Consider the following 13333-nt stretch of genomic DNA (forward strand, 5'->3'; position numbering starts at 1 on the left):
GTCGAAAAAAGATTCCGGTCGATTGTGCCGAAGCTGTCCGCTTGCAAGCACCACACACCATCGGTACATTGTGTTTTTTGAGGGCTACCAATGTCTGCCGACAGCACAACGATCCCTTCAGCGACACCCCTTGCGACGCCGTTCGCCACGCCGCTCGCGCCACCCGAAGCGCCGGCCGGCACCACGCCCTTCCCCCCGCTTCACCCCTCGACATCGACCGGCCACATCCGCCTGACCTCGCACGCAGGCGGCTTCGGCGCGCTGCCCATCCAGTGGGGCGCGGCCACCGCCACCGAGCGCGGCCCCGTCGTCGGCACCACCACCAAGCGCGCGCACCGCAACGTCATCGGCACGCACAGCGGCTCGTACAGCGTGTACCGCGCGCTGGCGGTGGCGGCCGGCGCGCTCAAGCGCGAGCACAAGGCCGACCTGACCAACACCGCGCCGACCGACGTGATCGGGCCGTATCCGCAGTGGAGCGAGCCGGGGCGCATCGTCTCGCTGGACCCCTGGGGCGCGCTGGTGGCCGATGTGTTCTCGGCCGAACTCGCGGCCGGCTACGACATCCGCCCGACCATCGCGATCACCAAGGCGCACGTGATCCTGCCCGAGGTGATCGAGGCGCTGCAAAGCGGCCGCCTCAAGGCCGATGGCCACTTCCTTACCGCGGGCGGCGCCGCGATGGTGACCAAGGCGGCCATCGAGCCCGTGTGGTACCTGCCCGAGGTGGCGCGCCGCTTCGGCTGCTCCGAGAACGACCTGCGCCGCACGCTGTTCGAGGAAACCGGCGGCATGTACCCCGAGCTGGTCACGCGCTCCGACCTCGAAGTGTTCCTGCCGCCCATCGGCGGACAGACGCTCTACATCTTCGGCAATCCGCGCGACCTGGCCAACCCCGAGGTCGAACTCACCGCGCGCATCCACGACGAATGCAACGGCTCCGACGTGTTCGGCTCCGACATCTGCACCTGCCGCCCCTACCTCACGCACGCCATCGAGGAATGCATCATGGGCGCGCAGCGCGGCGGCGTCGGCCTGATCGCCTACTCGCGCAAGGAGGGCCGCGCGCTCGGCGAGGTCACCAAGTTCCTGGTCTACAACGCGCGCAAGCGGCAGGTGGGCGGCGACACGGCCGACCAGTATTTCGCGCGCACCGAATGCGTGGCCGGCGTGCAGGACATGCGCTTCCAGGAGCTGATGCCCGACGTCTTCCACTGGCTCGGCATCAGGAAGATCCATCGCCTCGTGTCGATGAGCAACATGAAGTTCGACGCGATCACCGGCTCGGGCATCGAGATCGGCGAGCGCGTGAACATTCCCGACGAACTGATTCCGGCCGACGCCCGCGTCGAGATGGACGCCAAGATGGCGGCCGGCTACTTCACCCCCGGCCCGGTGCCGGACGCAGAAGAACTCAAGAAGGCCAAGGGCCGCGGACTCACCGAATGACCACCAGCCGCAACACCGACCCCAACATGCCCGTCGACGGTTCCGGCAGCCTGCCGCCCGGCGGCGCGGGCAAGGTCGATCCGTCGATCGAATTCACCGCCGACACCGCCCACCCGGCCGGCGCGGCCAGCCTGCTGCGCACCACAGCCGCCATCCGCCAGCGCGCCGGCGCCCTGCTGGCACGCGCGCGCAACGGCGAGTCGCAGTGGTTCCGCATCGGCGACGACGACGCGCTGGAAGACGCGGCGCGCACGGTGGCCGAAGTCACGCGCGAGCGCTATCCGTGGGACACCATCCCGTACCACAGCCGCTGGCGCCACTTCGAGGCCGGCGGCGTCGATCGCATCGAAGAACTCAACACCCGGCTGGGCGCCCTCGATGCACGCCAGCGCGCCCGTGCGCAGATCGACCTCGTGCTGGTGAGCGTGCTGCTCGACGCCGGTGCCGGCCCCGACTGGCACTACACCGAATCGGCCACCGGCGAGCGCCTCACGCGCTCCGAAGGACTGGGCGTGGCGAGCTTCCACGCCTTCATGAGCGGGATGTTCTCTTCGGACCCCGACCACCCCTACCAGGTCGACTCGGCCGGCCTGCGCGCCCTTGTCACCGACCGGCTGGGCGACGCCTTCCAGGTCAGCGAGGTCAATCCGCTGGTCGGCCTGGCGGGCCGTGCCACGCTGCTGCGCCGGCTGGGCGAGGCAATGAACGAGCAGCCCGAAATCTTCGGCGACGACGGCCGGCCCGGCCGGCTGTTCGACGCACTGGTCGGCCCCTACGGCCCGGCCGCGCCGCCCACCGCCGAGATCACGGCGCACCAGATCCTGTCGCTGCTGCTCGACTCGCTCTCGCGCATCTGGCCCTCGGCCAATGCGGTCGACAGCATCGCGGCCGACGGCAGCGACAACGCGGGCGGCATCGGCTCGGGCGATCCTGCGCTGGCGCTGGGCGACTGCTGGCGCCACAGCGCGGTGCGCGGGCCTGGCCTCACCAACGGCTGGATGCCGTTCCACAAGCTGTCGCAATGGCTCACCTACTCGCTGCTCGAACCCTTCGAGTGGGCGGGCGTGAAGGTGCGGCACCTCGATGCGCTCACCGCCCTGCCCGAATACCGCAACGGCGGCCTGCTGATCGACAGCGGCGTGATCGTGCCCAGGGACCCGGCCTTCCTCACCCGCCGCTGGAAGGCGAGCGACGAATTCATCGTCGAATGGCGCGCGCTGACCGTGGCGCTGCTCGACGAAGTGGCACCGCGCGTGCGCAAGGTGCTCGACCGCACCGCCGAAGAACTGCCGCTGGCCTGCATCCTCGAAGGCGGCACCTGGGCCGCCGGCCGGGCGCTGGCACAACGCTTGCGTAATGGTGCTCCGCCCCTGTTGATCGAGAGCGACGGCACCGTCTTTTAGACTCCCCGGTTCAGCAACGGTAGAAAAAATTCAAATGAGCAACGTCCATCTCGTCAATCACCCCCTCGTCCAGCACAAGCTCACGCTGATGCGCCGCAAGGATGCGTCCACCAACAGCTTCCGCCGGCTCCTCAATGAAATCAGCATGCTGATGGCCTACGAGGTCACGCGCGACATGCCGATGCAGGACATCGAAGTCGAAACGCCGCTCGAGACCATGCAGGCCAAGGTCATCGACGGCAAGAAGCTGGTTCTGGTGTCGATCCTGCGAGCCGGCACCGGCATCCTGGACGGCATGCTGACCGTGGTGCCGGGCGCGCGCGTCGGCCACATCGGCCTGTACCGCGACCCCAAGACCCTCACCGCCGTCGAGTACTACTTCAAGATGCCCGGCGAGATGGAGAACCGCGACGTGATCGTGGTCGACCCGATGCTGGCCACCGGCAACTCGGCCGTGGCCGCTGTGGAGCGTTTGAAGGAACTCAACCCCAAGTCGATCAAGTTCGTCTGCCTGCTGACCTGCCCTGAAGGCGTGGCGACGATGCAGAAGGCGCACCCGGATGTGCCGATCTACACGGCAGCCATCGACCGCGAACTCGACAGCCACGGCTACATCCTCCCTGGCCTCGGCGACGCCGGCGACCGCATCTTCGGCACGAAGTAAACCGCCCCACCCGACGCCCCCTCCGGTTCCGAGGGGCGTCCGGCTGTCCATGGGACAGCCCAGAACAATATTTCCACACCCCGAGGAGAAGCACCGTGACAGCACGCCGCCAGTTGATCATTCGTTCCGTCGCCATTGCCGCAGCACTTGCGGCCGGCGCGCCCGGCCTTGCGCTTGCGCAACAGGCCAAGTTGAAGGTGGCGGCGGTGTACACCGTGCCCTTCGAGCAGCAATGGGTGGGCCGCATCCACAAGGCGCTGAAGGCGGCCGAAGCGCGCGGCGAGATCGAATACAAGGCCACCGAGAACGTCAGCAACGCCGACTACGAACGCGTGATGCGCGAGTACGCCACCGGCGGCAACCAGCTCATCCTGGGTGAAGTGTTCGGCGTGGAAGCAGCGGCGCGCAAGGTCGCGAAAGACTTCCCGAAGGTCGCCTTCCTGATGGGCTCGTCGCTCAAGCCGCAGGCGCCCAACTTCAGCGTGTTCGACAACTACATCCAGGAGCCGGCCTACCTGAGCGGCATGGTGGCCGGCGGCGTGACCAAGAGCAACCGCATCGGCATGGTCGGCGGCTTCCCGATCCCCGAGGTCAACCGCCTGATGAACGCCTTCATGGCCGGCGCCAAGGAAACGAACCCGAAGGTCGAGTTCAGCGTGAGCTTCATCAACAGCTGGTTCGATCCGCCGAAGGCCAAGGAAGCGGCCTTCGCCATGATCGACAAGGGCGCCGACGTGATGTACGCCGAGCGCTTCGGTGTGTCGGACGCGGCCAAGGAAAAGGGCAAGTTCGCCATCGGCAACGTGATCGACACCCAGGCGCAGTACCCCGACACGGTGGTCGCCTCTGCGCTGTGGAACTTCGAGCCCTCGGCCGACCGTGCGATCAAGCTCGTGAAGGAAGGCAAGTTCGCCGCCGAAGACTACGGCGTGTACTCGCAGATGAAGCACAAGGGCTCGGAGCTGGCGCCGCTCGGCACGTTCGAGAAGAAGGTGCCGGCCGACATCATCGCCAAGGTGAAGGCCAGGCAGGCCGACATCCTCGCCGGCAAGTTCACCGTGAAGGTGGACGACAGCCAGCCCAAGTCCACCGCGAAATAAGCACTCCGAGAACCTATGAATCGTGCGCGATGGCGGACCGCAATCCATGGTGTGGCTGTTGCGGCGTTGGCCGTCGTCGCGCTCACCGCATGCAAGCCTGAGCCTGCTGGTACGGCAGCGCCGCCCGTAGCGCCGGCGGCAGCACCGCCTGCCGCTGCGGCCTCGGCTGCGGTGGTGCCTGTGGTCGCGGCGCCGGTCGGCATTCCCGCCGCGTTGCAGGAGCGCTCCTACGCCCTGCTCGCGGCGCATCGCCAGATGATTGTGCTCATGACCGGCGAACGCAAGCTCGATGCGGCCGAGAAGCGCGCCGTCAGTGCGGTCGGGCAATTGCTTTTTCATGACATGCAGGAGCGCCAGCGCGCGTTGATCGCGCAGGCCGGTGACATGGCCGACCCGGCCACAGTGCCGGCCCTGAACGCGCTGCTGGACCGCATCGAAAGCGAGCCGAGCTGGTTCGACGCCGACCGCCTGGCGTTCAAGGAATTCCTGAGCGAGCTGAGCACGCGCTACGGGCAGGCGCAGTCGCTGCCCGGCCTCAAGCTTGGCCGCCGCGCCAGCGAAGACCTGGCCGTGCTCGCCGAGATCGAACAGGCCTACGACCGCGAGCTGAAAGACGTGTTCGGCCGCTTTGCGCAGCGCGGCATCGAGCCCCAGCGCGAGAAGTGGGCCGACTACGTGGCCAAGCTGCAGGGCCTGTACTCACGCGACAAGATCCTGAAGGACTTCGGCGCCATCGTGCCCTACACGCAGCCCGCAGGCAGCGCCAAGGAAGGCGGCGACGTGCGCGAGATCTTCGGCACCTCGCTGCCCTCCAAGACCGTGGTGCTGACCTTCGACGACGGCCCGCACGCCAAGCACACCGACGAGATCCTGGAGATATTGAAGCGCTACGACGCACCGGCCATCTTCTTCGAGCTTGGCCAGAACCTGGGCAAGCTCGACGCGCAGGGCAAGGCCCAGCTCGGCGCCAACGGCGCGGTGGCCAAGCGCGTGCTGGCCGCCGGACACGTGCTGGCCAACCACAGCTTCAGCCACAGCATGATGGCCAAGATGAGCGACGACGCGGTGCGCACCGAGGCCACCGAAACCGAGGCCCTGCTCGACGCCACCGGCCGCCCGCAATCCACGCTGTTCCGCTTTCCCTACGGTGCGCGCAACGAAGACAAGCTGAGCACCGTCGAAGCGCTCAAGCTGCGCTCCATGCTCTGGACCGTCGACTCGATGGACTGGGCCGACCCGGTGCCCAAGTCGATTGCCGATCGCGTGCTGGCCGAGGTCGACAAGGCCAAGCGCGGCGTGATCCTGTTCCACGACATCCAGGGCCGCACCGTGCAAGCCCTGCCCACCGTGCTCGACCAGCTGGTGGCCGACGGCTACCGCTTCGCCACATGGCGCGATGGCAAGTTCATCGTCAACGCACCCAAGAAGGCGGCGCCCGATGACGGCGTGGCCGCCACCTCCGGCGACACGCTCTACCGCGAAAGCCACGCGCTGGTGATCGGCATCGACAAGTACGCCAAGTGGCCCGGCCTGCACCACGCGGTGCCCGATGCCAAGGCGATGGAGCAGTTGCTCGTCACGCGCTTCGGCTTCAAGCCCGAGAACATCACGGCGCTGTACGACGCAGAAGCCACACGCGCCAACATCCTGCGCGTGCTCAACGACAAGCTGGCCGACAGCAAGCGCGTGAAGCGCGATGACCGCGTGCTGGTGTTCTTTGCCGGCCATGGCAGCACCCGCAAGCTCGCCAGCGGGCGCGACGTCGGCTACATCGTTCCGGTCGATGCGGCGCTGGACGACCTGGCCTCCGACGCCATCTCCATGCCGCAACTGCAGGAGGTGGCGGAAGCACTGTCGGCCAAGCACGTTCTCTTTCTGGTGGACGCCTGCTACTCGGGCCTGGGCCTCACGCGCGGTGGCGCACCGCAGGGCAACAAGAACTTTCTGACCGACAACGCGCGCCGCGTCGGCCGCCAGATGCTCACCGCCGGCGGTGCCGACCAGCAAGTGGCCGATGACGGCCCCGGTGGCCATTCCGTCTTTACCTGGACGGTGCTGCAGGCGCTGTCGGGCAAGGCCGACCTGAACGGCGACGGCGTCATCACCGGCACCGAACTCGCGGCCTACGTGGCACCGGCCGTCTCGGCCATCGCGCGGCAGACGCCGGCCTTCGGCAGCCTGCCGGGCTCGGAGGGTGGCGAGTTCGTGTTCGCGCTGCCCGTCGAACGCGAAGGCCTCAGCGGCGACAGCCTGCAGCTCGACGCTGCCGCCAGCAAGGTCAACAAGCGCATCGACGAGGCCAACGAGCAGGCCGTGCATGCGGCCGCGACGCCAAAGGCCGGGCCAGCAGCCATCGAAGTGGTGGTGAAGAACCTCGAAGGCGGCGACGCCAAGCTGACCATGCCGGCCGCCGCGCCGGTGGCACCGCGCGTGGCCGCCCAACGCGCCAACGACCGCGGCCTGCAGCTCTATCGCGAGCGCCGCTACGACGAAGCCGAAGCCGCCTTCACCGAGGCGCTGAAGCTGCAGCCGCGCTTTGCGCTGGCGGCCAACAACCTGGGCTTCGTGTACTTCAAGCGCGGCAAGCCGGTCGAGGCTGCGCGCTGGTTCGAGCAGGCGATCGACATGGACGGCAGCCGCGCCCTCGCCTACCTGAACCTTGGCGATGCGTACCTGCAGGCCGGCAACGATGCCAAGGCATTGGCCGCCTACACCACCTTCGTCGGACTGTCGCCCAAGCATGCGCGCGTTGCGTCGCTACAGGCCTGGATTGCTGCGCCCGACGCGGAACACCGCCCTCAACTACCGCCAACGAACTCATGATGACGAACACCTCCTCGCTTCTTCAGCGCCTGCGCGGTCCGTTCCTGGCCGCCGCGCTCGGCCTCGCGCTCACGGGCTGCGTCGGTGTCTACAAGTCCGGCACGGTCAGCATCAACAGCAGCACGCGGCTGGACGACACGCCGCGCATCGCGGTGCTCTCGGCTTTCGAGCCCGAGCTGAAGCTGCTGCTGACCCGCTTGCAAGACCCCGTGAAGCACAGCGTGAACGGCGTGGAGTTCACCACCGGCACGCTCGAAGGCAAGCCGGTGGTGCTGTTCCTGTCGGGCATCAGCATGACGAACGCGACCATGAACACGCAACTCGTGCTCAACCGCTTTCGCATCACCAACATCGTGTTCAGCGGTATCGCGGGCGGCGTGAATCCGCAATTGCACGTGGGCGACGTCACCGTGCCCGCGCAATGGGGCCAGTACCTCGAAGTGCTGATGGCGCGTGAAACCGCGCCGGGCAAGTACAGCGCGCCCCCCTTCATCACCGACGCCACGCTGCCCAATTTCGGCATGATGTTTCCGCGTCCGGTCGAGGTGCGCTCGGCAGCCAAGCCGGAGATCGTGCGCAAGTTCTGGTTCGAGGCCGATCCGAAGATGCTCGAGGTGGCGCGCAGCATCCGCAATGTCGACCTGGCGAACTGCAACGCCGGCAAGTGCCTCGCGCGCAAGCCGCAACTGGTGGTGGGCGGCAACGGCGTCTCGGGCCAGGCCTTCATGGACAACAAGGCGTACCGCGAATACACCTACAAGACCTTCCAGGCCAACGTGCTCGACATGGAAACCGCGGCCGTGGGCATGGTGGCCTACAGCAACGGCGTGCCGTTCATTGCCTTCCGCTCGCTCAGCGACCTCGCGGGCGGTGGCGACGGCGAGAACGAAATGGGCACCTTCATGAGCATCGCGGCGGACAACTCCGCCAAGGTCATGCTGGCGTTCCTGGCCGCCTGGAAGTGACGGCGGCGCCCGTTCTTCGTCCCCTTCGACTTGTTCTGCTTCCGGGCATGGACGGCACGGGTGATCTCTTCGAGCCCCTGGCGCAAGCCATGGGGCAGCGCGACACCATCGACGTGGTGCGCTACCCCGGCACCGAGCCGCTGGGCTATGACGAACTCGAACGGCTGGTGCGTGCGCAACTGCCCGCCAGCCAGCCTTTCGTTCTGCTCGGCGAATCCTTCTCGGGCCCGCTGGCCATCTCGATCGCGGCATCCCCTCCACCGGGGCTGCGCGGGCTGATCTTGTGCTGCAGCTTTGCCCGCAGCCCCAAGCCGGGGCTGGCGCTGTTGCGCGGCGGCCTGCTCGAGATGTCGATGAAGTTCATGCACTCCGGCCTGATGCGTGGGCCCATGCGCCACATGCTGCTGGGCCGCTTTGCCACGCCGCACCTTGCGGCATCGCTGCAGGATTCGCTGCGGCAGGTGACGGCCGCCGTCATGGCGCGCCGCATGAAAGAAGTGCAGCGCGTGAACGTGGTCGACAAACTCTCGCAGGTGCGCGTGCCCGCGATGTACCTGCAAGCCATGCACGACCGCATCGTGCCCGAGCGGGCGGCCCGCATCGTTCAGCGTGCCCTGTCGGGCCTTCGCATCGTGCGCCTGGAAGGGCCGCACGGCCTGCTGCAGGCTGCGCCCGTCGCCGCCGCCCGGGCCATCGAAACTTTTTGCCGCGAGCTTGGCAACCCCGAGCCCGCCACCCCATGAATACCACCGTGCTTCGGCTAGGCGGCATCACCAAGCGCTTCGGCGAACTGGTGGCCAACGATGCCATTTCCCTCGACCTGCAAGCCGGTGAGGTGCTCGCGCTGCTCGGCGAAAACGGCGCAGGCAAGTCGACGCTGATGTCGATCCTGTTCGGCCACTACGTCGCCGACGAAGGCCACATCGAAGTGTTCGGCGCGCCGCTGCCGCCCGGCAACCCCAAGGCCGCGCTCGCCGCCGGCGTGGGCATGGTGCACCAGCACTTCACGCTGGCCGACAACCTGAGCGTGCTCGACAACGTGATGATGGGCACCGAGCCGCTGTGGCGCCCGGTGTCGCGCCGCGCGGCCGCGCGCGAACGGCTGCTCGACGTGGCGCAGCGCTTTGGCCTGCCGGTGCAGCCCGACGCGAAGATCGGCAGCCTGTCGGTCGGCGAACGCCAGCGCGTCGAGATTCTCAAGGCGCTGTACCGTGGCGCACGCATCCTGATCCTCGACGAGCCGACCGCCGTGCTGACGCCGCAGGAAAGCGAGGCGCTGTTCGCCACGCTCGCGCAGATGGTGGCGCAGGGCCTGTCGGTCATCTTCATCAGCCACAAGCTGGGCGAGGTGCTACGCGTGTCGCACCGCGTGGCCGTGCTGCGCGGCGGCAAGCTGGTGGCCGAGGCGCGTACGGCCGACACCACGCAGGCGCAGCTCGCGCTGTGGATGGTCGGCCATGCGGTCGAGGCGCCGCAGCGTCGGCCCGCCAAGTCGGTCGGCGACGCGATCTGCGTGCTCGACCATGTGAGCACTGCGGCCAGCAAGGACGGCGGGCAGGATCGGCTGCGCGAGGTGTCGCTGACCCTGCGCGCGGGCGAAATCACCGCCATCGCGGGTGTGTCGGGCAACGGGCAGGTGGCACTGGCCGAGCTGCTGTGCGGCACGCGCCGCGCCGTCTCCGGCACGGCCCAGTTGATGGGCCGCGCGCTGCCGCCCTCGCCCGCCCGGCTGGTGCAGCGCGGCGTGGCACGCATCCCGGAAGACCGGCACGCAGTCGGCGTGGTCGGCGACCTGCCGGTGTGGGAGAACGCGGTGTCGGAGCGGCTGCGCAGCCCGGTCTTCTCGCGCTGGTCGTTCATCGTGAAGCGTGCGGCCGCGCGCCTGCACGCCCGGCGCATCGAAAAAGCATTCGACGTGCGCGGTGCCGGCCTGATGGCGCCGGCCCGCTCGCTCTCTGGCGGAAACATGCAGAAATTGATTCTGGGGCGCGCATTGCTGGCGCCCGAGCAGGCAGAAGATGCCAAGGAACGAGACAACAAGAAGTACCCGACGCGCGCGCCGCGCCTGATCGTGGCGCACCAGCCGACCTGGGGCCTCGACATCGGCGCGGTCGCCTATGTGCAGCAGCAGCTCATTGCCGCACGCGATGCCGGCGCTGCGGTGCTGGTGATTTCCGACGACCTCGACGAAGTGCTCACGCTGGGCGACCGCGTGGCCGTGATGCACGGCGGCCACCTGGGCGAGGCACGCCCCGCCGCGGCCTGGACGCGCGAAGCCATCGGCCTAGCCATGGCTGGCGCAACCGCTGCTACCCCACAACGCACGGGAGCCTCGTCATGATGCGGCTCGAACGACGCCACGAGACCTCGCGCGCCGCGCTGGTGCTCGCACCGATCGGCGCGGTTGTCTTCACGATGGCGGTGAGCGCGCTGCTGGTGCTGTGGGCCGGTGCGCCGGTCGGCCGCACCTATGCACTGCTGCTGCAGGGCGGCTTCGGCTCGGTGTTCGCGTGGAGCGAAACGCTGACGCGCGCGATCCCGCTGATCCTCACCGGCCTGGCGGCCACGGTCGCCTTCAAGGCACGGCTGTTCAACATCGGGGCCGAGGGCCAGCTCTACGCAGGCGCACTGGCGGCCGTGGCGGTGGGCGGCATGCACGGCGGCACCGGCTTCGAACTGGCGCCCTGGCTGCTGTTCCCACTGATGATGCTGGCGGCGGCCGTGGCCGGCGCGCTGATGCTGCTGGGCCCGGCGCTGATGAAGAACAAGCTGGGCGTCGATGAAGTGGTGACCACGCTGCTGATCAACTTCATCGTGCTGCTGGGCGTGTCCGCGTTGCTCGACGGGCCGATGAAAGACCCGACCGCGATGGGCTGGCCGCAGAGCGTGTCGCTGCAGTCCGACCTGGAACTCGGCAAGCTGATCGCGCAGACGCGCGTGCACACCGGCCTGCTGTGGGCCGTGTCGCTCGCGGTGATCGTCTGGGCGATCTTCAAATACACCGTGCTGGGCTTCGACATCCGCGCCGTGGGCGCCAACGCGCGCGCCGCCGCCTTTGCCGGCGTGCCGGTGACGCGCACCGTGGTCATGGTGGCGCTGCTCTCGGGCGCATTGGCCGGACTGGCCGGCGCCATCGAGGTGGCCGGCCGCACCAGCTACGTCACGCTCGACATGTCGCCGGGCTATGGCTACACCGGCATCGTGATCGCGATGCTCGCGGGGCTGCATCCGCTGGGCGTGATTGCCGCCGGCGTGTTCGTGGCCGGTGTGCTGGTCGGCGCGGACACCATGAGCCGCGCGGTGGGCGTGCCGACGTACATCGCCGACGTGATCGTGGCCGCATCGCTGATCGCGGTGCTGGTGGCGACCTTGCTGACGCAGTACCGGGTGAGGATGAAGAAATGACGGCAGCCTTCGTTTCTTCTTTTGCCTTGCTCCTTCCCCCGCTGGGGGAAGGCTGGGATGGGGGCATCGGCCTCCACTTCGAGCGCCGCTTGCCCCCACCCCAACCCTCCCCCGGAAGGGGAGGGAGAAATACCCGATGACCGACCTTCTCGACATTCTTGCCAACCCGGCCTTCTGGGTCGCCGTGCTGCGCATCGCCACGCCGCTCATCCTGGGCACGCTCGGCGTGCTGCTGTGCGAGCGCGCGGGCGTGCTCAACCTGGGCATCGAAGGGATCATGGTCGCGGGCGCCTTCACCGGCTGGCTCGCGGTGTATGCCGGTGCGCCGCTGTGGGTGGGCGTCGGCGTGGCCGCGCTCACGGGCATGGTGTTCGGCCTGCTGCATGCCTTCCTGACCGTGGGCCTTGCGCTGTCGCAGCACGTGTCGGGCCTGGGCATCACCCTGCTCGCGACCGCGCTCAGCTACTTTGGCTACCGCGTGAGCTTCCCGAAGGTCAACACACCGCCGACCATCACCCCGTTCGCGCCGATGGACTGGCTGCCCGTGCCGATCCTGAACGCACAGACCGCGCTCACGCTCTTCGCGCTGTTGCTGGTACCGCTAGTCGGCTGGGTGCTGTACCGCACCCCACTGGGCCTTGCGCTGCGCATGGCCGGCGAGAACCCGCAGGCCGCAGAAAGCCAGGGCGTGTCGGTCGCGGCCACGCGCACCGGCGCCATCGTCGCGGGCTCGGCGCTGATGGGCATGGCGGGCTCGTTCCTCACGCTGTCGGCTTTCAACGCCTTCTTCTTCAACATGGTGAACGGGCGTGGATGGATCTGCGTGGCGCTGGTGGTGTTCGCCTCGTGGCGGCCCGGCAAGGCCTTGCTCGGCGCCCTGCTCTTCGCATTCTTCGACGCACTGCAGCTGCGCCTGCAGCAATCGGGCGATGCGGTATTGCCCTACCAGCTGTACCTGATGCTGCCGTACCTGCTTTCGATCCTGGCGCTGGTGCTGGTGGCGCGCAAGGCCAGCTATCCGCAGGCGCTGATGAAACCCTATCGCAAAGGAGAACGCTGATGAAGACAACGCCCTTCTCCACGCGCGGCGCCCTGCTGGCCGCATTGCTGGCGCTGTGTGGCGCGAACGCGCAGGCGCTGGGTGCCGACTACAGCTACGAGACCTTCAAGACGGCGGACGCGGTCAACTGGGTGCAACTCTGCGGCACCTGGGGCAAGGACCACCAGGGCACCTACCGCGTGGTGCACGCCGAACAGTTCGCGCAGTCTTTCCTCTACGTGCAGTGGATGGCGCGCGATACCAACGGCAGCCTGCAGGCCGAGCACACCGTCGCCATCGCCGAGCTGGACAACGACCATGCGGAGATCGCGCTGTCGGATCTCACTTGCCGCGCGACACCACGTGGCGTTGTGGTGACGGCCAAGGCCTCGTCGGGGCATGACGACAAGCTGCGGCGCGTGACGATCGAGGTCGGGCCGGCGGCTGGGCAGTATCGGTATCGGGCGCAACGCACGCGCTGACAC

General features: G+C 68.1%; 11 protein-coding genes. All 11 read left to right on the top strand.

Going from position 1 to position 13333, the window contains the following annotated elements; genetic code table 11:
* Positions 1–90 precede the first annotated feature (90 nt).
* The 11 genes from ACSFB7_RS12135 to ACSFB7_RS12185 all read left to right on the top strand — a co-directional run bounded on the left by ACSFB7_RS12135 (position 91) and on the right by ACSFB7_RS12185 (position 13330).
* A complete protein-coding gene (locus ACSFB7_RS12135) occupies positions 91–1449 on the top strand; it encodes a GTP cyclohydrolase II (protein ID WP_435470354.1) in 1359 nt (452 codons plus the stop codon).
* Positions 1446–2852 carry a URC4/urg3 family protein gene (locus ACSFB7_RS12140; RefSeq protein ID WP_435470356.1) on the top strand — a complete coding sequence of 469 codons (1407 nt, stop codon included), beginning with the start codon at positions 1446–1448 and terminating at the stop codon, positions 2850–2852. Before ACSFB7_RS12135 ends, ACSFB7_RS12140 begins: the two co-directional genes overlap by 4 nt.
* Positions 2853–2886: 34 nt before the next feature.
* A complete protein-coding gene (upp, locus tag ACSFB7_RS12145) occupies positions 2887–3516 on the top strand; it encodes a uracil phosphoribosyltransferase (RefSeq protein WP_435470358.1) in 630 nt (209 codons plus the stop codon).
* A 95-nt stretch (positions 3517–3611) separates the two neighbouring features.
* The gene (locus tag ACSFB7_RS12150) at positions 3612–4616 is read left to right on the top strand and encodes a BMP family protein (protein ID WP_435470360.1); all 1005 of its coding nucleotides are present in this window, start codon (positions 3612–3614) and stop codon (positions 4614–4616) included.
* A 15-nt stretch (positions 4617–4631) separates the two neighbouring features.
* Positions 4632–7439, top strand: a complete 2808-nt coding sequence (locus ACSFB7_RS12155) for a polysaccharide deacetylase family protein (protein ID WP_435470362.1) — start codon at positions 4632–4634, stop codon at positions 7437–7439.
* Positions 7439–8404 (top strand): 5'-methylthioadenosine/S-adenosylhomocysteine nucleosidase, encoded by a 966-nt coding sequence (locus ACSFB7_RS12160; protein ID WP_435470364.1) that lies wholly within the window; start codon positions 7439–7441, stop codon positions 8402–8404. The genes ACSFB7_RS12155 and ACSFB7_RS12160 overlap by 1 nt, the downstream gene beginning before the upstream one ends.
* A gap of 47 nt (positions 8405–8451) precedes the next feature.
* Positions 8452–9147 (top strand): alpha/beta fold hydrolase, encoded by a 696-nt coding sequence (locus tag ACSFB7_RS12165; RefSeq protein ID WP_435470366.1) that lies wholly within the window; start codon positions 8452–8454, stop codon positions 9145–9147.
* Positions 9144–10745: an ABC transporter ATP-binding protein gene (locus ACSFB7_RS12170; protein WP_435470368.1), complete on the top strand. Its 1602-nt coding sequence runs from the start codon at positions 9144–9146 to the stop codon at positions 10743–10745. Before ACSFB7_RS12165 ends, ACSFB7_RS12170 begins: the two co-directional genes overlap by 4 nt.
* Positions 10745–11809, top strand: a complete 1065-nt coding sequence (locus tag ACSFB7_RS12175) for an ABC transporter permease (RefSeq protein WP_435471033.1) — start codon at positions 10745–10747, stop codon at positions 11807–11809. Before ACSFB7_RS12170 ends, ACSFB7_RS12175 begins: the two co-directional genes overlap by 1 nt.
* 136 nt (positions 11810–11945) lie before the next feature.
* A complete protein-coding gene (locus ACSFB7_RS12180; RefSeq protein WP_435470370.1) occupies positions 11946–12869 on the top strand; it encodes an ABC transporter permease in 924 nt (307 codons plus the stop codon).
* Positions 12869–13330: a hypothetical protein gene (locus ACSFB7_RS12185; protein ID WP_435470372.1), complete on the top strand. Its 462-nt coding sequence runs from the start codon at positions 12869–12871 to the stop codon at positions 13328–13330. Before ACSFB7_RS12180 ends, ACSFB7_RS12185 begins: the two co-directional genes overlap by 1 nt.
* The last annotated feature ends 3 nt before the right edge of the window (positions 13331–13333 follow it).

The organism is Variovorax raffinosi, from assembly GCF_051216615.1.
Lineage (GTDB): Bacteria > Pseudomonadota > Gammaproteobacteria > Burkholderiales > Burkholderiaceae_C > Variovorax.

Bases quoted from the DNA above. Each gene is read 5' to 3' on its own strand.
- ACSFB7_RS12160 (WP_435470364.1), top strand. From the start codon at position 7,439: ATGACGAACACCTCCTCGCTTCTTCAGCGCCTGCGCGGTCCGTTCCTG.
- ACSFB7_RS12185 (WP_435470372.1), top strand. From the start codon at position 12,869: ATGAAGACAACGCCCTTCTCCACGCGCGGCGCCCTGCTGGCCGCATTG.
- ACSFB7_RS12135 (WP_435470354.1), top strand. From the start codon at position 91: ATGTCTGCCGACAGCACAACGATCCCTTCAGCGACACCCCTTGCGACG.
- ACSFB7_RS12155 (WP_435470362.1), top strand. From the start codon at position 4,632: ATGAATCGTGCGCGATGGCGGACCGCAATCCATGGTGTGGCTGTTGCG.
- ACSFB7_RS12180 (WP_435470370.1), top strand. From the start codon at position 11,946: ATGACCGACCTTCTCGACATTCTTGCCAACCCGGCCTTCTGGGTCGCC.
- ACSFB7_RS12170 (WP_435470368.1), top strand. From the start codon at position 9,144: ATGAATACCACCGTGCTTCGGCTAGGCGGCATCACCAAGCGCTTCGGC.
- ACSFB7_RS12165 (WP_435470366.1), top strand. From the start codon at position 8,452: ATGGACGGCACGGGTGATCTCTTCGAGCCCCTGGCGCAAGCCATGGGG.
- ACSFB7_RS12175 (WP_435471033.1), top strand. From the start codon at position 10,745: ATGCGGCTCGAACGACGCCACGAGACCTCGCGCGCCGCGCTGGTGCTC.
- ACSFB7_RS12140 (WP_435470356.1), top strand. From the start codon at position 1,446: ATGACCACCAGCCGCAACACCGACCCCAACATGCCCGTCGACGGTTCC.
- upp (WP_435470358.1), top strand. From the start codon at position 2,887: ATGAGCAACGTCCATCTCGTCAATCACCCCCTCGTCCAGCACAAGCTC.